This is a genomic window from Limnohabitans sp. Bal53 (assembly GCF_003063355.1).
In the GTDB taxonomy this organism is placed as follows: domain Bacteria; phylum Pseudomonadota; class Gammaproteobacteria; order Burkholderiales; family Burkholderiaceae_C; genus Limnohabitans_A.
This window is the reverse complement of record NZ_NESH01000001.1, coordinates 814989-836980: the sequence shown is the minus strand read 5'-3', so window position 1 is coordinate 836980 and position 21992 is coordinate 814989. Positions and strand designations below refer to the sequence as shown.

Below are 21992 nucleotides of genomic sequence, written 5' to 3'. Positions count from 1 at the left end.
GTTTGGCCGATGGCCGCAGTGATCAGAAACGTGTGCCTAAACTCAAGCTGAATGAAATAGGGTCAAGGGTTGTATCAATGGTTTGTCCTGTAGAAAATGAAGTGCGGTTCTTCAACAAGGTTTTGCTGAACGACGTATCGAGCACCCATTTTTCATTCAGGACAAAGGTGAAGCCCAATTGAGGGGTCAGCGCAAATTTGGACTCCACGCGCAAGGATGTGGGCGTACCCCCCGGGTTGGTGGTGGCGGTCAAAGCGCTGGAGCCTTGTTCATCGAAAAAATACGCGTAGGTGATGCCCAAGCCCAGATAGGGCCTGAATGTGGAGGTGGCCTGGTTGAACCGGTATTGACCAAAGATCGTGAAAGGTAAGGCTTTGACACTGCCCAATTGACCAGATCCCGCCAAGGCACCCGCCCCATAGAGTTTGTGGGTGAATGGCAGAGCCACTGGAATATCGAAGGACAGGTTGTCGGTATACATGTAAGTGATGCCACCACTGAACTGAGTGTCTTTGCCAACATCCGTTTGGGTGTTCGCAAAACTGGGGGCTGTCATGTCACCACTGGTTACCTGGGGGGAAATCTGGGTGGCTCCGAAACGAATCAATCGGGTGCCAGCAGTTTGCGCATGGACTTGCCAATGCGTCACAACCAAGACTGCCGCAGCAATGATTTTCAAACTTGTTTTCATGATGGGTTCTCCGTGCGGTTCAGGGGTCAGAGCCAACCAGCCAAAATCAACTCTTTGGTGACCAGTTGGGCCAGCAGTTTGTGTCCATAGGGGGTGGGGTGCACACTGTCCGCAAACAAGAAGCGAGAAGTATCGCCAGCAATCAGGTTGTTGGTGTTGCAAACCAGGGAGCTGCCACTGGAAGGCACCCCATCGGTGGCAAAAGCGTTGTTCGGGTAATTCAAATTACAAGCCATGCCGGTGACATTGCTCAAACCAAACTGCGCTGGATTGGCGATTTGCCTTTGGTTTTCGGTGAATACATCTACAAACAGTACATTGGGCAGGCCTGTCAAACCTACTTGCAAACGTTCATTGAAGGCCCTAGTCATCGCCAGTACGAGCTGCTGTGTGGAGTTGTCTGAGCCCTTGATGGTGCCAAGCGCATAGGGCGTCAAGCTAACGTCGGGCAAATTCGTCACCACCACCCGTTTGGCGCCTTTGTTGATCATGTTGTTGACGCTGTCGCTCAATTGCGCTGCTGCCGTGACCATTGCGGCTATGGCGTTGGGCGCACCGGTGTTAGCGATGAATTGTGCGGCTGCCAAATTGCCTGCATCCGTGGCTGCAGCCACTATTGGTTCGTAAACAACAGATTGCCCTACAGCAGCATTACCTGGTTGCGAGGCAGCTGCTGTCACGGCGGCGAACACAACGGTGTTTGGGGTGTTTCCAGTTCTGTTGGATTCCGTGGCCATAGCCGTAGCAATGGCCAGAGCTGCAGTCTGGGGGTCGGTGGCGTCAGCGACAAGCAATTCGACCAGTTTGGTGCTAAAAGCCGATGTTCCAGCGTTGGTTGCCGCCGCATTCAAGATGCCGGCTTGGGCGAAAAGTTCATTGGCCCCGCCTTGCACCGTGACCAGTTCATAGCCTGTGAACACGCCGTTGTTGCGACTCAGGTAATTGGCCACTTGGGTCACGATGGGCTCCGTCAGCGCGGCACTGCCATCGGCCGCATGGCCAGTTCCGATCGGATTGGTCACACGCGAGCCACCTTGAGCATAGTTGGTACAAGCTGCGATGTCGCTCACAGCCACCCCAAAACCGCCGGTTCTGGCGGCGCAAGAGACTTGTCCGATGGCGGCTGCGGAAACCAGTTGGGCCCATGAGTAGCTGGGAACGGGCTCAGAGCCTGCTTTGCCTGCGATGCCATTGACCGTGAAAAGCCCCCCTCCCAACTGTGCGACCGGTCCGACTTGGTAAGCGCCGGGGTCGCTCAGACTGTCGCCAAATGATACGACCGAGGCGTAGGCGACCTTGGGTGTTTGACGGGCCTCATCTTGACCGCCACACCCTGTCAGGCCGAGTACCAGCGAAGCTATCAAGCTTGTCGTCAGCACCCATTTGTTTTTTTGCCGCATTTGTCGTCTCCAAGATTGAAAAAGAACGAGTGTTCTTTTAAGTCAATGTATATGGGCGCTGGGATTCAAACCATGGGGTATATACCGATTTTTCGAAGGTCTTTGCAGACCGTCAGCGGTAGCGCAACTTCATCACCAAAATCATCAGCGCCAAGCTGGTGGTGATGGCATTGGCGATGATGATGGGCCAGGCCACCAGCAAAATGCCATACACCAGCCACAGGGCCACGCCCACGGTGAACAGGCTGTACATGCCCAGCGAGATGCCGCTCACGTTGCGGGTGCGGAAGGTTTGCCAGGCTTGCGGAATGAAGCTGGCGGTGGTCAGGAAGGCGGCCACGGAGCCGATCCAGTCGATGAGGTTCATAGGTGCCGGGATTTTGTCATCGCGAGGAGCGAAGCGATCCATGGTTTTGACGGTTTCGGGTTGCTGCCTGCGAGGGGCCAGCGGCGTCACGCACCGTCCACTCCAGCAATTGGTCGAGCGCGGCGCGGGCCTGGTGCGCGTTGGGGTGGTGCAACACGGCCACCAAGGTGTAGCGCTGGCCGCTTTGCCCCTGCACGTAACCGGCCACAGAGGCCACATCGCGCAGCGAGCCGGTTTTGAGCCATGCGTTGCCGATCACGGGCGACTGCGGGCTGCGGTCTTTGAGGCGGGCAGCGGTGCCGTCCACCCCGGCGATGGACAACGAGTCGACAAAATGCCGGGCATGCGGGCTGGCGTGTGCGGCCTGCAGCAAGGCTGTGAGAGCTTGCGCAGTGCTGCGCTCGGTGCGGGACAGGCCTGAGCCGTTGTCCAGTACCGGCTCGGCGTGCCCGGCAAAGCCTTTTCGCCACCACTGCGACAGGCGCAGGCGCGAGGCCTCAAAGCGCCCGGGAGCGCCCAGCTCGCTCGACAGCGTCAGGTACAGCTGCTGCGCCATCACGTTGTTCGAGAATTTGTTGATGTCCTGAATGATCTCGGACAAGGGCAGGGAGGGCGCTTCCAGCAGCAGCTTGGCCGATGCTGGGCGCGAGCCGTAGCGAACTTGTCCCGTGAGTTGCCCGCCCGAACCTTGCCACAGGGCTTGCATGACGCGGGGCGCATAGGCTTCGGGCTCGGGGTAGGCCACAGGCCATTCGCGTTCGCCGCAGCTGGTGGGGTAGCGGCCAGAAAAACGCACTTGCTGGGCTTGGCTGAAATCGGCCTGCAGCTGGCGTCGCCAGTCGCTGCAGGGGGCCTGGCTCAGCGGCAGCTGCGTGGGGGCCGAGAACCCGGCCAAGGGCGGCTCAAAGCGCACCTGCACCTGGCCGCTGGCGGCGTCGGGCGTGAATGTGTAGACCACCGCCTTGAAGTTGAGCAGCAGCCCGTCAGGGCCCACGTTGTAGGGCCGCAGGGGTTCGTCGTCAAAGGGTTCGCTGCGTTCGCGAACGTCGAATACGCTGCGGTCGAGCACGATGTCTCCGCGCACTTCGCGCACACCCGCCGCCCGAATTTGCACCATCAGATCTTGCAAGCGCTCGACCACCAGCTTGGGGTCGCCACTGCCGCGCACGACCAGGTTGCCCTGCAGCACGCCGTCGCGCACGGGGCCGTCGGTGTACACCCGGTTGCGCCAGACGTGGTCTGGCCCCAGCAGGCTCAAACCGGCATAGGTGGTGAACAGCTTCATGACCGAGGCCGGGTTGACGCTGGCTTGCGCGTGGTGCGATAAGTGCCGTGGCTGGGCGCTGCTGGCTGCAGGTCCATGGGGGAGGGGAGCGATGAGCACGCTCAGGGCCGAAGGGGGAACTTGGGCTTGGTGCAGGGTCTGCAGGATATGGCGGGGCAGCGGGGTGTGGGTGTGGCCAGGATTGGGCTGACGGGTCATCGACTCAGCGCTGCTCTGGGCGAGGGCAGGATTGGCCAAGGCGGCACCCAGCGCGAAGGCGGCACAGGCGGCGTAGGCCATGGTGAACAAAAGTGGGCGCGGGACGCGGGAGCGATTCATCGGGTGAGTCTAACGGTCACACAGGTTGGGCAGGGTGCTGCCTTGGGCAGTCAATAGGTCGCCAATAGGCAGCCAAGCCCGCGCTGGGTTGGCGGCCCCGTATGATTCAGGCCATGCGATTTTCTTCAAAAACGGTGGGGCTGGCTTCGGCGGTCATCACGGTCCTCATTTGGACGGGTTTCATTGTCATTGCGCGGGCCTCGGCGTCTCGGGGGCTGTTGCCTTTGGACATTGCGCTGGCCCGCATTTTGGGCGCCAGCAGCATCTTGCTGCCTTGGGCTTGGTGGTTGATGCGCTCCGCACGCCAGGCTGGACAAAAAGTGGGCTCCTTGGGGGGACTGTCGCCTTTGCCTTTGGCCCCGACTGTGCAGGCCGGCTTGTTGGGTGGCTTGCTTTACGCCGTGTTGGCTTACACGGGTTTCTTTTTTGCGCCGGCCTCACATGCATCGGTGCTGTTGCCTGGCAGCTTGCCTTTGTGGACCACCTTGCTGGCCTGGCTTGTCTTGCGTGAGCAAGTCTCATCGGCCCGTGCCTTGGGGCTGGGCTTCATTGTGCTGGGCGATGTGCTGGTGGGCGGTGCCAGCTTGCTGATGGCTTTTGACGGTGGCGAGGTCTGGAAAGGCGATTTGCTGTTCATGACGGCCGCTTGCTGCTGGGCGGGTTACAGCATCACGGTGCGCCGGCATGGTCTGGATGCTGTGCGAGCGACCATGGCCATCACCGCGTTTGCCTTTGTTACTTTTGTGCCCGTGTACCTGACCTTGATTGGCGTGGGGCTGTTACCCACCCATCTGATGCAGGTGCCCTGGACCGAGATCTTGTTTCAAGCCGTGTTCCAAGGCATGGGCTCGGTGGTCATCTCGGGTATTACCTTCACCCAGATGGTGCGCCACTATGGCCCCGTGCGCTCAACCATGATCACAGCCTTGGTGCCGGGCTTGTCGGCGCTGGGGGCGGTGTGGTTTTTGGGTGAGCCCATGCACTGGAATTTGCTGGCTGGGCTGGCGCTGGTGACCAGTGGCATTTTGTTTGGGGTGCGGCAAGCCAAAAAACCTGTGGCCGCCGCCACGCCTTCCGCTGCCACTTCTTCGCCCGGAGGTCAGCCATGAGCACCAACTCCGAGCGCCGCTGGCTGGCCTTTGACACCAGTACCGATGTGCTGTTTTTGGCCGTGGCACGCGGCGAGCAGGTCTGGACCCAAACCCTGCCCGGAGGCGCACAAGCCTCCAGTGGATTGATCCCGGCGGTGCTGGCGCTGCTGGCCGAGGCCGACATGCCGCTGGCTTCGCTCGACGCCATCGTGTTCGGTCGGGGGCCGGGCTCGTTCACGGGCTTGCGCACCGCCTGCGCCGTGGCCCAGGGCCTGGCTTTTGGGGCCGATGTGCCGGTGCTGCCCGTCGATACTTTGCTGGCCGTGGCCGAAGAGGCCCGCTGGACACAAGTGCAAGCCGGGGCTATTGCGCACGATGCCGGGTTGACCGTGCTGGCGCTGTTGGACGCCCGCATGGACGAGGTGTACAGCGCCGTTTACCGTTGGGAGCCTGTGTTGGGGTCTCAACACGGACGCTGGCAAGAAGCGGCACCATTGACAGTGGGTGCGCCCGAAAAATTGCACCTGCACGATGACCGTCCGATGCTGCAAGCGGGCAACGCGTTTGCCGCGTATGGCGAGCGCTTGCCCTCTGTGGCCCCTGGTGGCTTACGCTGCGAGGCCCTGCCCACGGCCGCCGCTTTGCTGCGCTTGGCCCCGGCCTTGTGGGCGCAAGGCCTGGCCGTACCGGCCGAGCAGGCCATGCCGCTCTACATCCGCGACAAAGTGGCCAACACCACCGCCGAGCGCGAGGCCATGAAGGCCCAGACCGCCTTGGACAAAGCCGCAGCGCAGCCATGAGTCTGTCCATGAATCCTGCTTCATCTGACGAAGGCGCCCAGCCGACAGAGGCCACGCGCAACCGCGTCACGCTGCGCCCCATGACGCAGGACGACCTGGACGCGGTGATCGCCATCGAGCAAACCGCCTACAGCCACCCTTGGACGCGGGGCAATTTTCGTGACTCGCTCAACCCCCTTTTTGACGCCCAATGCCTGTGGCTGGATGGCGAATTGCTGGGGTACTTTTTGGCCATGCACGGTGTGGAAGAAATGCACCTGCTCAACATCACCGTCGCCCCTGGCCGGCAAGGTCAAGGTTGGGGCCACATGATGTTGGACGCCTTGTCGCTCATGTCGCGCCATGCTGGGGCGCAATGGCTGTGGCTGGAGGTGCGGCAAAGCAATGTGCGGGCTCTGAAGGTTTACGAGCGCTACGGCTTCAAGCAGGTCAGCATCCGCAAAGATTACTATCCCGCAGGCCGCCAGCAGCGTGAGCATGCGGTGGTGATGAGTTTGAAACTGTGAGCCTGAACATGAGCGACCCCACCCGATTCGACCTGGACGACCGCCAACGCGCCATGCTGGCCGAGATGGGCGTGCGCGTGTGGTGGCCCCAACGCAGCGATGCCGCGCCCCCATTGGTGGCGGGGGATGCACCCACCATGACGAACGTGAGCGTGGCGCCAGCGACGGGTGGGATGGGTGCTGCAGGCTCTGCAGAGGCTGCAAGCCCTGTGCCTTCTGCACCGCTTGCGAGGCCCGATCTGTCAGTGCCTGTGCAAGCGCCAGCGACCCGCTCCACCATCCGTCAGCCTGTGGCACCTGCCCCTGCCCCTGCGCCGGTGCAGGCCCAGGGCCAAGTGTTTGCGCCCTTGCCTGAGGGCCTGTCCAGCATGGGCTGGGCCGAGCTGCAAACGGCCGTGCAAACTTGCCAGTCGTGCGGTCTGTGTGCTGCACGCCAAACGCCAGTTTTGGGGTCGGGCCAGGGCACCGCCCGCTGGATGGTGGTGGGCGATTTGCCTTTGGACACCGATGCCCAGCAGGGCCAACCCTTTACCGGGCCGGAAGGTGTGCTGCTCGACAACATGCTCAAGGCTGTGGGTGTGCGCCGCCAAGGCTTATCTGGCACAGCAGACGCCGGAGATGACACGCCCGAGGCCTGCCTGACCCACGCCGTCAAATGCCGCCCCCTGAACGGGCGCAACCCCGAGACCACCGAGTTGTCCACATGCGCGGGCTATTTGTCGCGCCAGGTCGCACTGGCGCAGCCCCGGGTGATTTTGGCCATGGGCCGTTTTGCCATCCAGACCCTGCTCGGCAGTACCGAGCCCATGGGCAAACTGCGCGGTCGTTTGCACAACTTTCAGGGCGTGCCGGTGGTGGTGACTTACCCCCCGTCGAGCTTGTTGCGAACCCCGGCCGACAAGGCCAAGGCCTGGGCCGATTTGGTGTTGGCTTTGTCGGTGACCCAAGGCTGACCACGGCTTTGCCCGAGCAGTGGCTGGGCGGGTGTGCAATGGCGTGGCCTTCGGCAGGTCGGGTAACTTGCGCCATGCACGCTTGGGGCCGTGGCAACGGGCATCATGCTGCGGCGGGTGCTTGCCCGACAACCGCTAAAATCTCGGGTTTACCAGAATACTTCCCCGGAGTTGCCCCACATGGCCAATCAAGCACAAATGGCGAACGCCATCCGCGCCCTCGCAATGGACGCCGTTCAACAAGCCAACTCCGGTCACCCCGGCGCCCCCATGGGCATGGCCGACATGGCCGTTGCACTGTGGGGCGATCACCTGCAGCACAACCCCACCAACCCACACTGGGCCAACCGCGACCGTTTTGTGCTGTCCAACGGCCACGGCTCCATGCTGATTTATTCGGTGCTGCACCTGACCGGCTACAAGCTGCCGATTGACGAGCTGAAGAACTTCCGCCAGCTGCACAGCAAAACCGCAGGCCACCCTGAAGTGGGCGTGACCCCCGGTGTGGAAACCACCACCGGCCCGCTGGGCCAAGGCATCACCAACGCCGTGGGCATGGCCCTGGCCGAGAAGATGCTGGCCGCTGAGTTCAACCAAGAAGGCCACAAAATCGTCAACCACCACACCTACGTGTTCTTGGGTGACGGCTGCCTGATGGAAGGCATCAGCCACGAAGCCGTGGCCTTGGCCGGTGCCTGGAAGCTGAACAAACTGATTGCCCTGTACGACGACAACGGCATCTCGATTGACGGCCAAGTCGCCCCTTGGTTCATCGACAACACACCTCAGCGCTTTGCCGCCTGCGGCTGGAACGTGATCGACGCCGTGGACGGCCACGACGCTGCGGCCGTGTCGGCCGCCATTGCCAGCGCCAAACACAGCGCCGACAAGCCCACCCTGATCGTCTGTAAAACCGCCATCGGCAAGGGCTCGCCCAACCGCGCAGGCACTTCCAAAGCCCACGGCGAGCCTTTGGGCGCTGAGGAAATCAAACTCACCCGCGAAGCCCTAGGCTGGACCGCCGAGCCCTTCAAGATCCCCAAAGAGGTTTATGCCGATTGGGACGCCAAGGCCGCCGGCAAAGCCCGCGAAGCCGAGTGGAACACCGCCTTTGCCGCTTACAAAGCCGCCTTTCCTGCACAAGCCAAAGAGTTTGTGCGCCGCATGAAGGGCGACTTGCCCAAGAACTTCAACCAGGTGGCGTTTGACGCCGTGGTCGCCGCCCACACCAAGGGCGAGACCGTCGCCAGCCGCAAGGCCAGCCAGCTGGCGCTGGAAGCCTTCACCGCGGCACTGCCCGAAATGCTGGGTGGCTCGGCCGACCTGACCGGCTCCAACCTGACCAACACCAAGAGCACGCCCGCCTTCCGCGTGGACCTGGCCGGTGACGTGGTCAAAACCGAAGACGGAAAAATCGGTCGCCACATCAACTACGGCGTGCGCGAATTCGGCATGGCCGCCATCATGAACGGCGTGGCCCTGCACGGCGGGTACATCCCCTACGGCGGCACCTTCCTCACGTTCTCTGACTACTCGCGCAACGCCATCCGCATGGCCGCGCTGATGAAGCAGCGCGTGGTGCATGTGTTCACCCACGACTCCATCGGTCTGGGCGAAGACGGCCCGACCCACCAGTCGATCGAGCACGCTGCCAGCCTGCGCCTGATCCCGGGCTTGGACGTGTGGCGCCCCGCCGACACGGCCGAAACCACCGTGGCCTGGGCCGTGGCGCTGCAAAATGCGAACCGTCCATCGGCTCTGCTGCTCAGCCGCCAAAACCTGGCTTACTCGCCCAAGAGCGATCTGGGCGACATCAGCCGTGGCGCGTATGTGCTGTCCGAGCCTGAGCACGTTGGCATCAAGAAGACCCACGGCGTGATCATCGCCACCGGCTCCGAAGTGCAACTGGCCCTGGCCGCGCAAAAGCTGCTGGCCGAACGCAAGATCGGTGTGCGCGTGGTCTCCATGCCCAGCACCAACGTGTTTGACCGCCAAGACACCGAATACAAGCAAAGCGTGCTGCCCGCAGGCATCCCCCGCGTGGCGGTCGAGATGGGCTCCACCGACGGCTGGTGGAAATACGGCTGCGCTGCCGTGGTCGGCATCGACACCTACGGCGAATCTGCACCTGCTCCTGTGCTGTTCAAACACTTCGGCTTCACCGCCGAAAACGTGGCCGACACCGTCCACGCCGCACTGCTCAAGGCCTGAAAAGGCCGCTGACCGGCCGGACCTCTTCAGCGCCCACAAGGCGCTGAAGCCACGTTCGGGGATCAGGATCCTGAAAGGGTTTTGGTTTCAAATCCGGTTACGTAACCGTTTAGTAACTTTTCCCCAAGGCTCTCACCATGACCATCAAGTTGGGCATCAACGGATTTGGCCGCATTGGCCGTCTGGCTCTTCGCGCCGCCCTCAAGCACGGCTACGACGACATCCAGATCGTCGGCATCAACGACCCCAAGCCGTCCGACTACCTGGCCTACATGCTCAAGTACGACAGCGTGCACGGCCGCTTTGATGGCACTGTCGACTTCACCGATGACACGCTCATCGTCAATGGCAAGAAAATCAAGCTCTCGCACGAACGCGACGCGCACAACCTGCGCTGGGGCGAGATGGGTGTGCACACCGTGCTCGAATGCACCGGCCACTACTTGACCGAGCCCACCAGCCAAATGCACTTGGCCGCAGGTGCCAAAAAAGTGGTGATATCGGCCCCGTCCAAAGACAGTATCCCCATGTTCGTCTACGGCGTGAACCACAAAAATTACGCAGGCGAAGCCATCGTGTCGAACGCGAGCTGCACCACCAACTGCCTGGCCCCCGTGGCCAAGGTGCTCAACGACAAATGGGGCATCAAACGCGGCTTGATGACCACCGTGCACGCCGCCACCGCCAGCCAGATGACCGTGGACGGCTCCTCGCGCAAAGACTGGCGCGGTGGCCGAGGCATCCTTGAAAACATCATCCCCAGCAGCACCGGCGCGGCCAAGGCGGTGGGCAAGGTGATTCCCGAGCTGAATAAGAAGATCACCGGCATGGCTTTCCGCGTGCCAACGTCTGATGTGTCGGTGGTCGACCTGACCATCGAGCTGGAAAACGAAGCCAGCTACGATGAAATCTGCGCCGAAATGAAGGCCCAAAGCGAAGGCGCGCTCAAGGGCGTGCTGGGCTACACCGACGAAAAAGTGGTCTCCACCGACTTCCGTGGCGAACCCTGCGCCAGCGTGTTCGACGCCACCGCCGGCTTGGCCTTGGACAAGAGCTTCGTGAAGATCGTGGCTTGGTACGACAACGAGTGGGGCTATGCCAAGCAGTGCCTGGAGATGGTGCGGGTGGTGGCTAAGAAGAAGTGAGTTTTGGCTGAGTCGGTCGCAGGTGCATGCGGCAGACTCAGATGCCGATGCCCCGCAGGGCTCAGAGGGGCTTCGCTTTGCCACATCGCCCCGGCGGGGCAACGGCATCTGAGTCATGGTGTTTACATTCAAAGCGCCTTCGGGCCCTTTTTTCATGGCCGACTGGCGCGTATCCAGTCCACCTCCTTATCCGCAATCATGTTGGTTGGCGCATTGGTGTTGGCGCTCACGATGCGCGGCATGACCGATGTATCGATCACCAAAGAGTCGCCAAAGCTACCCGTGAATGGGCTCGGTTACTCCAAATGACCTTCCGCAAAATGGCTCAGACGAGCCCAATCTGGGATCATGAATTGACCGTATCCCGGAACAATCAATCCCTCTTGCTCTAGTTGCTGTAGCAACTGATTGGCCGTTTGCCGTGAACACCGCGCTTGGCTGGCCAATCGGGCTTGTGTCACACGCAAAGTCACACCGTTTTGCTCGGTTTGCCTGTTTTGCTCCTGCGCCAAAACACTCAACAATTTGGCCATCCGTTGCACTGGCGTGGCCAAGACGGATTGACCGGTCCATTCAATGAGCAATCGCATGCGATGGCCAATCATGCGGATAACCACAGGGTAAATCTCGGGGTGCTGGATGCAAAACGTCTGGACATCTTTGACGGGCAAAGCCAAGCAACTTGAAGATGCGCTGATGTAAAAATCATGCGTGGGCGCCTGGGTCATGAATACGGCCAACCATGTGACCCACCCCCCTGCGGCGATGTGGCCCACAACAATTTCCGAACCCGAAATATGGCGTGTCACAAATTCAACATGCCCAGAAATGACCAAACGCAAATGCGTTGGTGACTCCCCCGCAGCACTCAGCAAAGTCGGCAGCTTGAAGTGTTCAATGCGGGCCACGCGGACCAAGTCTTCCATGGCTTCTGCACCCACGGCGGCGAAGACAGTCTGGGCCAATATTTCACGCACATTCGCCCCAGATATAGGGTTTGTCATAGTGACTCTGTTCTCTATTTGTCGGCTGGCCGACATTCATCGGGCGACTAATCTTTCAGACTCGTGAGAGGCCATGCGCACAGTTTGACACAGGCGCTGGTAGAAAAATCAACAAGGAACTTTGCGCTCATGGGTCTTATTCTTTACGCCATTCCATTTTTTCTGGGGTTCATTGCCCTTGAATACTTCGTGTCCAAAAGGAGGGCTGTACAGGTTTATCGTTTTCACGATACGGTGACCAGCCTGAACATTGGCTTTGTCAGCGAGACGATACGCTCCGTCTTGAAACTGATGTCCATCTTTGTCTACGCCATGGTGGTGGACCAAGTTGCTGCTTTTGAATGGGACATCGGACATCCGGCCGTTTGGATCGTGGCGTTCTTTATGTATGATTTTTTTTACTACTGGGCCCACCGAAGCGGCCACGAGGTGAACTTGCTGTGGGCATCTCACGTGGTCCATCACTCCAGTGAAGAATTCAACCTGTCTACGGCTCTTCGGCAATCTTGGACAAACCAGGTTTTTTACTGGATTTTTTATCTGCCGATGGCCATTGTGGGCATCCCCGTCAAGGTCTTTGTGATCACGGCATTGGTCAGTGCTTTGTATCAATTTTGGAGCCACACCCGATTGGTCGGCAAACTCGGTTGGGTGGATCGTATTTTCGTGACCCCCTCCAATCACCGCTGCCACCATGGGCGCAACGACTATTGCATCGACAAAAATTATGGCGGCACACTGATCATCTGGGATCGAATTTTCGGCACCTACACCGAAGAGCGCGACGACGAACCTGTGGTCTACGGCACCTTGACGCCATTGAACAGCTGGAATCCTGTTTGGGGAAATTTCAAAAACTACACCACACTTTGGCGTGACATGCGCAACGTCACAGGCTTGCGCAAAAAACTCCATGTCATGTTTGCACCACCTGGGATGGTGGGTGGCAAGACTGAACCTCTCTCAACGGCGCAGACTTCAAAACGATTTGAGACGCCCGTCACCCGCACGCAGATGGTTTACGGCTGGATCGCCTCGGGTGTTGTGTTGGCCATGGTCATTGAGCTTTTGCGGGTGTCTTCTCATTTGAGCTGGGCCGACCGGGCAGCCTTCACCTTGATGATCGTGATCAGTACGGCTTTTCTCAGTCGCGTTTTTGAAAGCCGCATGCGTGCTGCCAAGCTCGAAGCCCTACGCTGTCTTATAACGCTAAGTCCTCTGATCGCAGGGTTATGGTTCTATCCGGTCCCGCTTGTTGTGCGCGGTCTCGCCTTAGCGCTCCTGTTGATTTCATTGACGCTTTTGCGCTCACTGCAACAGGAAAGCACCGCGGCCAAACTGTCGAACACATTGGAAGTCGCATGAACCTGCAAGCACTTTTTGATGCTGTCTTGGCGGTGGTGTGTTTGGCGTTGGCCTTTGATGCCAGCAAGGCCCGACCTGCATGGCGACTGAGTCAATTGCTTTTGGCTGCTGCGGCCATTTTGGGGGCTTTGCGTTTTTCGCAACTGTTGCCCATGCCTTCACTCCACCAATTCTTCTCCATGCTGGGCGCTGGAGTGGGCTTGCCACTGCTGGCCATGGCCGTCATTCAGCCTGACAGTGCGGTGGCGACGCAACGCCGATTTGCGTGGATTTATGCCATCGTTGCAGCGACTGCCTGCATTTTTCTGGTCATGGTGGCCCAGATCAAAGCCTGGACGGCAGTTTGTGCGCTGCTTTCTGCACTGAGCATTGTGGTCTTGGGCGTCAAAAATCAAAAGAAACTCACCGCGTTGGGCGGCCTGCTGTTGCTGATGACATTAACGGCATTTGCTTTGAAACTGAATGCGCCGCCGTTGTTGCCTGGTGATGTGTTGCACATCGGTATGAGTTTGAGCTTGCTGGTGTTGTGGATGGGTTCCAAACGATCGGTCTCAATCACGTCAACCAGCGCTCTCACAAACTGAAATACATCGGCCCATAGATCATTTGTGCAGGGCTTTGATCCAGTCCGCCGCCTTCTCCGCAATCATGATGGTTGGCGCATTGGTGTTGCCGCTCACGATGCGCGGCATGACCGAGGCGTCGACCACGCGCAGGCCCGGCACGCCGTGCACGCGCAACTGCGCGTCCACAACGGCCATGTTGTCCTGGCCCATGCGGCAGGTGCCCACCGGGTGGTAAACCGTGTCGGCGTTTTGGCGAATCCAGTGGTCCAGTTGTTCGTCGGTGCGGGCATCGGCGGATGCTGCCCACTCTTTGCCATACGCGGCCAAAGCGGGCTGGGCCAGGATGCGTTGGGCTTGTCGCACGCCATCTCGCAAGCGCTGCAGGTCACGCGGGTCGCTCAAAAACTGGGGGTCGATCAGCGGTGCGCTGTTGGGGTTGCGGTCGGCCAGTTGCACACGGCCTCGGCTGTCCGGTTGCAACAAACACACATGCAAAGAGTAGCCGTGGCCCATGGTCAGTTGGCGTCCATGGTCGACCAATTTGGCCACCACAAAGTGCAGTTGAATGTCCGGGTGCGCTTCCTCGGGTCGGCTTTTGTAAAACGCACCGCCCTCGGCAAAGTTGGTGGTCAGGCGTCCCTTTCGGTGTTTCTGCCAGGCCCACAGGGCCTGCAAGGTGTGCCACACACCTTGGGCTGACAAGCCGATCAAATCGGTCTGTCCCGGCGCATCGGCCACCAGCACCGCGTCAGGGTGGTCGTGCAGGTTTTCACCCACGCCGGGCAGGTCGTGCAGCACCTCAATGCCCAAGCTTTGCAAATGCGCAGCAGGCCCAATGCCTGAGCGCATGAGGATGGCGGGTGACTGGAAAGCGCCCGCGCTCAAAATGATTTCGCGTCGGGCGGTCAAGGTCTGTGCCTTGCCACCCTGCAGGGTGTGCACCTGCCGCGCCACGCCGTCCACCAGGCCGATCCGGTCCACCGTGACGCCGGTCATGACGTGCAGGTTGGGCCGACCCCGATGGGGCGTGAGGTAGGCCTTGGCCGCGCTGAAGCGCTCGCCTGCCTTTTGCGTGACTTGGTACAAGCCCACGCCTTCTTGCGTGGGGCCGTTGAAGTCGGTGGTGTGCGCCAAACCCGCTTGCACGCCGGCCTCGACAAAGCGTTTGGAAAACGCATTGGGGCTTTGCAAATCGGCCACGTTCAAAGGGCCGTTTTGGGCATGCCACTCGTTATGGATGCGCTCGTTGTGCTCGGCCTTCAGGAAGTAGGGGAAGACCTCGGCCCAGGACCAGCCTGTGCAACCCATCTGGACCCAGGTGTCGTAATCCACAGCTTGGCCTCGGATGTAGGCCATGGCATTGGTCGAGCTGGAGCCGCCCAGCGTGCGCCCACGCGGCTGAAAACCGATGCGGCCGTTCAAGCCGGGTTGCGGTACGGTGTTCAGGCCTTGCGACACGATTTCGGTGCGGGCCATGAGCGCGATACCGGCCGGGCAATGGATCAGCGCGCTGGAGTCGGGTGGCCCGGCCTCGAGCAGGGCCACCTGCACGTTGGGGTCTTCGCTCAGCCGGCTGGCCAGCACACAACCGGCCGAACCGCCGCCCACGATCACGTAATCAAATTCCATGAAATACCTCGCAAAATACTTTGTGACGCCAATGTAAGGGCTCCAGCGTGCCTTGGCCTGTCTTGTGTGCATCAGGGTTTTTCCCGGTAAACCCCTCGTCTTGGCAGCATCTCTTGGGTCCAAACACCCCTCACAATGAAGCCACATTTGGAGACAAGTTATGCGGACCGTCGTTGAGTTTGTGGGCCCAAAATGCTTAGGCAGGCCTCTTTCATGAAAAGCCCAAGCATCCCACTCGATGAGGCTTGGCAAGACAAGCGCTGGTGGTGGCTGCTCAGCCCCGCCATCCCTCTGGTGTTCACGGGCTCCTTGGTGGCTTTTTTGTGGAGCGCTCATGTGTGGTGCATGTTCTTGGCCCCCATGGTCATCCATGTCTTGTTGCCCATGCTCGACCGGGTGTTTGGCGAAGACTTCAGCAACCCACCCGAATCTGCGGTGGGGCAACTCGATGCCGATGTGTTTTACCGGGCCTTGGTGTGGGCCTATGTGCCCCTGCAACTGATTGGCACGGTCTTGGGCGCCTGGATCGCAGTCACCCAGTCGTTGCCCTGGTGGGGCCATGTCGCCTTGTTGCTGACGGTGGGGGCCATCAATGGCATTGGCATTGGCACCGCGCACGAGTTGGGCCACAAGAAAGAAACCTTGGACCGGTGGCTGTCCAAGATCGCTTTGGCGCCCAGCGCTTACGGTCACTTTTTTGTGGAGCACAACCGCGGCCACCACAAACGTGTGGCCACCCCGGAAGACCCGGCCAGCGCCCGCATGGGCGAAAGCTTTTGGGCCTTTTTGTCACGCTCGGTGTGGGGCAGCTGGCAATCGGCTTGGGCGCTGGAGCAAGAGCGCTTGAACAAACAAGGCATGAACGTGTGGCACCTGCAAAACCACAACCTGCAGGCTTGGAGCATGACCTTGCTCTTGTATGGTGCGTTGGTGGTGTGGCTGGGCTGGGTGGCGTTGCCGTTTTTGGTGCTGCAGGCCGTGTACGCCGCCTCGATGCTGGAGGTGGTGAACTACGTGGAGCACTACGGTTTGCTGAGGCAAAAAGACGCGAGCGGCCGCTATGTGCGCTGCGAGCCTGAGCATTCTTGGAACAGCAACCACTTGGTGGGCAACCTCTTGCTCTACCAACTGCAAAGGCATTCCGACCACCACGCCCACCCCAGCCGGCGCTACCAGGCGTTGCGGCACTTCGAGTCCGCGCCGCAACTGCCCGCGGGCTACGCCACCATGATCTCAGTGGCTTACTGCCCGCCTCTGTGGTTTGCGTGGATGGACCGCCGCGTGATGGCGCACTATGGCGGAAATTTGAACCTGGCCAATGTCCAGCCATCAGTTCGGCAAAAACTCATGAGGCGCTGGGCCTGAATGATCTGCACACTTGAAGACTGTAAAAACATTCAAGAGATGGTTTTTTTGTAGGAGCCCACCCCGTGGGCGATGGGCGTGGAGCAGGCCCTCAAAACCATCGCCTACGGGGTGGCCTCCTACAAAGACAAAAATAGCCGCATGGCCTAAAAAACACAAGCCATTCAAAATTGATCAGGCCAGATCAATGAGATTCGACAAACGCCAAGACGGCCTCCAGCATCTTGCGCACATGCGGCTGCACGCCTGCTGCCACGTCGGGCAAATAGTCGAACGGCCAGCTTTCTTGCATGTAGCTGCATTGCGTCATTTCCAGCTGTACCGCGTGCACGCCTTGCGCCGGGTTGCCGTATTGCCGGGTGATGTGCCCGCCTTTGAAGCGGCCGTTGAGGACCGCTGTGTAGCCGTTGGCTTGCTTGCCAATGGCCAGGAGTTGCACAGCCAGCGCCGGGCTGCAGCTGGCCCCGTTGGCCGTGCCCAGGTTCAGGTCGGGCAGTTGGCCGTCAAAAAAGCGAGGCACCACAGAGCGGATGGAATGCGCGTCCCACAAAGCCGCCACGCCATGTACCTCGCGTAGCCGCGCCAGCTCCTGCGCCAACTGCGCGTGGTAAGGCTGCCAAATGGCTTCGCGCCGCTCGGCAATCTCGGCCTCATTCGGCAGGTCTTCCGGGTCGCGGTACAGCGGTTGGTCGTCAAACAAGTCCACTGGGCACAGGCCCGTGACGCTTTGTCCCGGGTACAAGCTGCTCCCATCCGGCGGGCGGTTCAGGTCGATCACAAAACGCGAATGTGTGGCCACCAGCACCGAGGCACCAAATTCATCGGCAAAGTCGTACAGGCGTTCCAGGTGCCAGTCGGTGTCGGGCACGCGCTGGGCTTCATCGGTCAGGCGTGCGGCCAATTCGGGCGGCACATGTGTGCCCACATGCGGCATCGAGATCAATAACGGGCGTGTGCCTTGGCGAAAGCGGAACGGGGGTTCGGTGGTTTGAAACGTCATGCTCATTTGTCTGGCCTCTGTCACGAAGTATGCGTCGAGAAGAAGGGCCTGATGCCTAGAAGTGTTGAGGGGTTAAAAGCAGGGGTGCTCAAGCAGACAGAGAGGTGACAGGAACTCTCAATGGTTGCTATGACAATACACCCGCTTGAACAGGCTAGAACGAAGGATAGAACAAGATGCAAGCCATGGACATCGGCCTCGTGGGCCTGGGCGTGATGGGGGAAAACCTCGCCCTGAACCTGGAGCGCAACGGCTTTTCGGTATCGGGCTTTGACCTCGATGCCCACAAGCGCGACAACTTTGCACAACGCACCCAAGGCCTGAAAGCTCAGGCCAGCGAGAGTTTGGCCGAACTGGTGGGCAGCCTGTCGGTACCCCGGCGCGTTTGGTTGATGGTGCCCGCTGGTGCGGCCGTTGACCAGGTGCTGGCGCAGCTCACCCCCCTTATGTCGCCCGGTGATGTGCTGATTGACGGCGGCAACACGCTGTTCACCGACACCGAGCGGCGCATCGACGCCCTGCGTGCATCGGGCATCTTGTATGTGGGCTCGGGCGTGAGTGGCGGCGAGGAGGGCGCTTTGCGGGGCCCGGCCCTCATGCCCGGTGGATCGCCCGAGGCCTGGCCTTTGGTCAAGCCCCTGCTGCAGGCGATTGCTGCCAAAGCCGAAGACGGTCAGCCCTGCTGCGAGTGGATGGGGCCGGGCGGTGCGGGCCATTTTGTGAAGATGGTGCACAACGCCATCGAATACGCCGACATGCAGATGATTTGTGAGGCCTACGCCTTCATGCAAAAGTTGGGTTTGTCGGCCACAGAAATGGGTGAGGTGTTTGCCACCTGGAACGAGGGCGAGCTGGGCAGTTACCTGATCGACATCACCGCGCACATCCTTCAACGCACCGACCCCGAGACCGGCGCGCCTTTGGTGGACATGATTTTGGACACCGCCGAACAAAAAGGCACAGGCAAATGGGCCAGCCAGGTGGCGCTCGATTTGGGCGTGCCCGCGCCCACCATTGCAGAGGCGGTGTTCGCCCGAACCTTGAGCGCCATCAAGACCGAGCGCGTGGCAGCGGCTCAGGTTTTGCACGGTCCTGAAACCACACCTTGGCCCGAGCGCGCTGCCGTGTTGGCCCAGCTGCGTGGTGCACTGATGGCCGCCAAGGTCTGCGCCTATGCCCAGGGTTTTGCCCTGATGCGGGCCGCCGACCGCGAGCAGCAGTGGCAGCTGCCCATGGCCCAAGTGGCCCAGGTTTGGCGGGCCGGGTGCATCATCCGCGCCCACTTGCTCGAAGACATTCGACGCGCCTACAGCGGCCAGGCTGATTTGCCCAATTTGTTGGTGGACTCGCACTTCGCCCGCGTCATGGCCGACAACCAGCAAGACCTGCGCGAAGTGGTGGCCCAAGCCGCGTTGCACGGTGTGCCCATGCCCGCTTTCATGAGCGCCCTGAGTTATTACGACGCCTACCGCTCAGCGCGTTTGCCCGCCAACTTGCTGCAAGCCCAGCGCGATTTTTTTGGGGCCCACACTTATCAGCGCACGGACCGTGCGGGCAAGTTCCACACACGCTGGATGGATTGAAACAAGGCGGCTGGCCCCTCAAGCCAGCCAACCAATGCGGTCCAGTGTCCAGAAAAGGCCCAACACCACAATGGCGGCCGAGCCCCCCGCGACGATGACCCAGCGGTAAAAGCGGGTGTGGCGCAAGAGCCAGGCAATGGGCAAGAACACCCCCACGATGGCCAGCTGGCCCAGTTCCACACCCACATTGAAGCCGCCCAAGGCTGCGACCAAGGCACTGGCAGGCAAGCCCAAGTCCAGCAGCACGCTGGCAAATCCAAAACCGTGCACCAGGCCAAACACAAAAGCCAAGCGCCAGCGCTTGAGCGAATTGATGCCCAGCAAATTGTTCAAAGCGGCCAGCACCACCGACAGTGCAATGGCGGGCTCCACCAGATCGGGTGGGGGCGTGAGCCATTCCATGATGGTCAAGCCCAGCGTGATGGAGTGCGCCACCGTGAAAGCCGTGACCACGGCCAGCACATCGATCAGCACAGGCCTGGCCTGCTGCGCCGCAGGCCACTGTGTGATCCTTTGGCGCGAAGGCAACAAAGGCGCCAGCACCAACAAGCTGAGCAAAAACACGATGTGGTCAACGCCGATCCAGATGTGCCACACCCCTTCAACGATGTAGCGGCCGAACACCCGCCAGGCGCTGCTGTCGGCCTGGCTCAGCTGCGCCTCGGGGCGCTCGGGGCTGAGCAAGGCGCTGCTCTGAAAGCCCGGCAAATCCACCTTCAACAGACCACGGTGCAGGCTGTCTTGATCAAACATCAGGCCATAGCGCAAGGCCAAACTGACATTCGAAAGATCGGAGACGCCGGGGCAATCGGGTGTCCACAGCGCACTCAAATAAGTCCCGTCGGCGTGTTCGCTGGCCTGCAGATCGGGCACACCCAGCAGGCACTTTTGCCCGGACGCACTCAGCTGCAAACCCTGATCGAGCCAACTGCTCAGTTCAGCCCTGCGCATGTGGGTTTCGCCCCAATTGACTTGGCCGTCGCGGTCGGCATCCAGATCGAAGATCAGGTCCACATCGCGCAAATGAAGGTCGGCACGCAAAGTCAAGCGCCCATCTGGCGCGCTGAGCGTCAGGTAACTGTTGCTGCTGGAATGCGCCAAGGCTGCGCCAGACCCCAACAAAGCAGCGACGAAGGTCAATACACCGAGCCAGGCGTGCCAGTGCTGGCGCATGGTTGGGCAGCTCATGGGCGCTCCTTGGACCAGCTCGGGTGAGCCTTCAGTTGTAAGAGGAGTGGGGCCAATTGCGGGTCGGTGTAGCCCGTGGTTTGGGCCCACTGGACCACCGGTTCGGCCGCGCGTGCCTGGTTGAGCGCGAGCGCGGCCTGTGCAAAGAGCACCGCATCAGGCGGCTCTTTTTGTTGTTGCCAGTTCTCGATGGACAGGGCCAAGCCTGCCGCCAGATCCTGCCCATAAGCAATCTGGTAAATCAGTTTGGGCCGCTCAATCAGCGACTCCTGGCGCAGCGCTTGCGACTGCAGACGCGCGGCCATCTGCTGGGCCAAGGCAGCTTCATTTGGCGCTTTCAGGCCGCGACTGGCCAGCAGGGCCTGCATCAGCAAAGCGTCGGTCAAGTTGCTGTTGGATGGGGTCGCTTGTGCGGTGGCCACGGCCTTGGCCTGACGGAATCCCCCTTGCTGGTTGAGCAAATCGGCGAGAGACAGCCTGAGTAAATGCGATTGGGGATGGGCCTGCAGCAACCGCTGCCAAAGGGCGATGGCCTGCTCGGGCTGCTGGGCCACACGGTGTGCCTCGCCCAGATGAAAGCCGATCCAGACTTGCGAGGCGGCATCTTGGTAGTCGGGCAAGCGCATCGACGCGTTCAGCTTTTGCACGGCCGTCAAGGCTTGGCCCGTTCGGTACGCCAACACGGCGCTGTAAATGTCGCCTTCTTGTGGGCCAAAGCGCCGCGCAATTTCTTCGGCATCTTGCCGGGCAGCGCCCATATTGGCCTGGAGCAAATGCAGGGCAAAGCGCCACGACCAGAACTCCGCACGCTCGGGGTTCAAAGTGATGGCTTGGTGGATGTCTTGCAAGCCGCCATCGAAGTCGTGAAAGCCCTGTTTGACCAAACCCCGCATGAAATAGCCATCGGCGGGCAAATCAGTCGCCTGCCACCAAGGCATCAAAGCCGCTTTGGCCGAACCAAACCAGCGCAAATCGCCTTCGTTGAAACCCAAAGTGAACACCGCTCGGGCATAGGCCAGTGCGGCTGGTGAGTCTTGAGGTTGGGCTCGCCAAGCTTGGTCCAGGGCACGCAGTGCACTGGGGCGGCCCCCCGCCGTGTGCACCGAAGCGGCCAGAACGACCGCCGAAGCCTGGGGCAAAAAGCGCTCCTGGGCGAGTGTGCTTTGGCTTGTCAGCACCCATCCAAGCGCCAGTGCGACGCTGCGCCAGTGGGTTGAAAGCCTTGCAGCTTTAAAAGGCGACCCAAGTAAAGGGGTTTTGGCCATCTTGGAGGGCCTTTCAAGGAAAGTGACTAGGATGATGATGTGCCCGAAACCGCAGGCACTCGATTCTGAATCTTTTCGACAACCTCATTCCCAGAAGGTGTTTCTATGAAAACCGTGATGACTGCCCTCGTTTCCGCAGTGATGCTGATGTCCGCGCCCGCCTTCGCAGGTAGCCATGGCGGCGGCAAAATGGACGACAAAAAAGTCGACTGCTCGAAAAAAGAAAACGAGAAAAACCCAGCTTGCGTCAAGAAGTAATT

The 21992-nt window shown here is 60.5% G+C and carries 20 protein-coding genes; 11 read left to right on the top strand and 9 right to left on the bottom strand.

What is annotated here, in order from left to right:
* Nucleotides 1-22 precede the first annotated feature (22 nt).
* The 4 genes from B9Z50_RS04010 to dacB all read right to left on the bottom strand — a co-directional run bounded on the left by B9Z50_RS04010 (nt 23) and on the right by dacB (nt 4061).
* Entirely contained in the window at nt 23-727 is a 705-nt protein-coding gene (locus B9Z50_RS04010; RefSeq protein WP_233249741.1) for an OmpW family protein, read from the bottom strand.
* Nucleotides 718-2091, bottom strand: a complete 1374-nt coding sequence (locus B9Z50_RS04005) for an SGNH/GDSL hydrolase family protein (RefSeq protein ID WP_108362315.1) — start codon at nt 2089-2091, stop codon at nt 718-720. The genes B9Z50_RS04010 and B9Z50_RS04005 overlap by 10 nt, the downstream gene beginning before the upstream one ends.
* A 112-nt stretch (nt 2092-2203) precedes the next feature.
* Nucleotides 2204-2458, bottom strand: coding sequence for a SemiSWEET transporter (locus tag B9Z50_RS04000; protein WP_108362314.1), 255 nt, complete (start codon nt 2456-2458; stop codon nt 2204-2206).
* Nucleotides 2459-2474: 16 nt separating this feature from the next.
* A complete protein-coding gene (gene dacB, locus B9Z50_RS03995; protein WP_233249740.1) occupies nt 2475-4061 on the bottom strand; it encodes a D-alanyl-D-alanine carboxypeptidase/D-alanyl-D-alanine-endopeptidase in 1587 nt (528 codons plus the stop codon).
* A gap of 113 nt (nt 4062-4174) precedes the next feature.
* Here dacB and B9Z50_RS03990 point away from each other — a divergent pair, with 113 nt between their 5' ends.
* The 6 genes from B9Z50_RS03990 (at nt 4175) to gap (ending at nt 10767) form a co-directional block, all read left to right on the top strand.
* On the top strand, nt 4175-5170 hold the full coding sequence (locus B9Z50_RS03990; protein WP_108362574.1) for a DMT family transporter: 996 nt from the start codon (nt 4175-4177) through the stop codon (nt 5168-5170).
* Entirely contained in the window at nt 5167-5952 is a 786-nt protein-coding gene (tsaB, locus tag B9Z50_RS03985) for a tRNA (adenosine(37)-N6)-threonylcarbamoyltransferase complex dimerization subunit type 1 TsaB (RefSeq protein WP_108362312.1), read from the top strand. The genes B9Z50_RS03990 and tsaB overlap by 4 nt, the downstream gene beginning before the upstream one ends.
* 8 nt (nt 5953-5960) lie before the next feature.
* Nucleotides 5961-6458 (top strand): ribosomal protein S18-alanine N-acetyltransferase, encoded by a 498-nt coding sequence (gene rimI / locus B9Z50_RS03980; RefSeq protein WP_108362573.1) that lies wholly within the window; start codon nt 5961-5963, stop codon nt 6456-6458.
* An 8-nt stretch (nt 6459-6466) separates the two neighbouring features.
* Nucleotides 6467-7411: a uracil-DNA glycosylase gene (locus B9Z50_RS03975; protein WP_108362311.1), complete on the top strand. Its 945-nt coding sequence runs from the start codon at nt 6467-6469 to the stop codon at nt 7409-7411.
* Nucleotides 7412-7591: 180 nt separating this feature from the next.
* Complete coding sequence (gene tkt / locus B9Z50_RS03970; RefSeq protein WP_108362310.1) at nt 7592-9622, top strand: transketolase; 2031 nt, start codon at nt 7592-7594, stop codon at nt 9620-9622.
* A gap of 137 nt (nt 9623-9759) precedes the next feature.
* Nucleotides 9760-10767, top strand: coding sequence for a type I glyceraldehyde-3-phosphate dehydrogenase (gap, locus tag B9Z50_RS03965; protein ID WP_108362309.1), 1008 nt, complete (start codon nt 9760-9762; stop codon nt 10765-10767).
* A 296-nt stretch (nt 10768-11063) separates the two neighbouring features.
* Here gap and B9Z50_RS03960 read toward each other — a convergent pair whose 3' ends face one another.
* Nucleotides 11064-11771 carry a Crp/Fnr family transcriptional regulator gene (locus B9Z50_RS03960; RefSeq protein ID WP_158270628.1) on the bottom strand — a complete coding sequence of 236 codons (708 nt, stop codon included), beginning with the start codon at nt 11769-11771 and terminating at the stop codon, nt 11064-11066.
* A gap of 129 nt (nt 11772-11900) precedes the next feature.
* Here B9Z50_RS03960 and B9Z50_RS03955 point away from each other — a divergent pair, with 129 nt between their 5' ends.
* Nucleotides 11901-13136: a sterol desaturase family protein gene (locus B9Z50_RS03955; protein ID WP_108362307.1), complete on the top strand. Its 1236-nt coding sequence runs from the start codon at nt 11901-11903 to the stop codon at nt 13134-13136.
* On the top strand, nt 13133-13720 hold the full coding sequence (locus B9Z50_RS03950) for a hypothetical protein (RefSeq protein WP_108362306.1): 588 nt from the start codon (nt 13133-13135) through the stop codon (nt 13718-13720). Before B9Z50_RS03955 ends, B9Z50_RS03950 begins: the two co-directional genes overlap by 4 nt.
* Nucleotides 13721-13738: 18 nt before the next feature.
* Here the strand turns inward: B9Z50_RS03950 and B9Z50_RS03945 are convergent, their stop codons facing one another.
* A complete protein-coding gene (locus B9Z50_RS03945; RefSeq protein WP_108362305.1) occupies nt 13739-15331 on the bottom strand; it encodes a GMC family oxidoreductase in 1593 nt (530 codons plus the stop codon).
* 213 nt (nt 15332-15544) lie between these two features.
* Between B9Z50_RS03945 and B9Z50_RS03940 the strand changes: the two genes are divergently transcribed.
* Nucleotides 15545-16696: an alkane 1-monooxygenase gene (locus B9Z50_RS03940; RefSeq protein WP_108362304.1), complete on the top strand. Its 1152-nt coding sequence runs from the start codon at nt 15545-15547 to the stop codon at nt 16694-16696.
* 184 nt (nt 16697-16880) lie between these two features.
* Here B9Z50_RS03940 and hutG read toward each other — a convergent pair whose 3' ends face one another.
* Nucleotides 16881-17696 (bottom strand): N-formylglutamate deformylase, encoded by an 816-nt coding sequence (gene hutG / locus B9Z50_RS03935; protein ID WP_108362572.1) that lies wholly within the window; start codon nt 17694-17696, stop codon nt 16881-16883.
* A gap of 176 nt (nt 17697-17872) precedes the next feature.
* Between hutG and gndA the strand changes: the two genes are divergently transcribed.
* Nucleotides 17873-19279, top strand: a complete 1407-nt coding sequence (gndA, locus tag B9Z50_RS03930; RefSeq protein WP_108362303.1) for an NADP-dependent phosphogluconate dehydrogenase — start codon at nt 17873-17875, stop codon at nt 19277-19279.
* A gap of 18 nt (nt 19280-19297) precedes the next feature.
* Here the strand turns inward: gndA and B9Z50_RS03925 are convergent, their stop codons facing one another.
* Together B9Z50_RS03925 and B9Z50_RS03920 are read right to left on the bottom strand one after the other, a co-directional pair.
* A complete protein-coding gene (locus B9Z50_RS03925) occupies nt 19298-20467 on the bottom strand; it encodes a HupE/UreJ family protein (RefSeq protein WP_108362302.1) in 1170 nt (389 codons plus the stop codon).
* Entirely contained in the window at nt 20464-21606 is a 1143-nt protein-coding gene (locus tag B9Z50_RS03920; RefSeq protein WP_146183157.1) for a tetratricopeptide repeat protein, read from the bottom strand. The genes B9Z50_RS03925 and B9Z50_RS03920 overlap by 4 nt, the downstream gene beginning before the upstream one ends.
* A 231-nt stretch (nt 21607-21837) precedes the next feature.
* Between B9Z50_RS03920 and B9Z50_RS17555 the strand changes: the two genes are divergently transcribed.
* Entirely contained in the window at nt 21838-21990 is a 153-nt protein-coding gene (locus B9Z50_RS17555; protein ID WP_158270627.1) for a hypothetical protein, read from the top strand.
* The last annotated feature ends 2 nt before the right edge of the window (nt 21991-21992 follow it).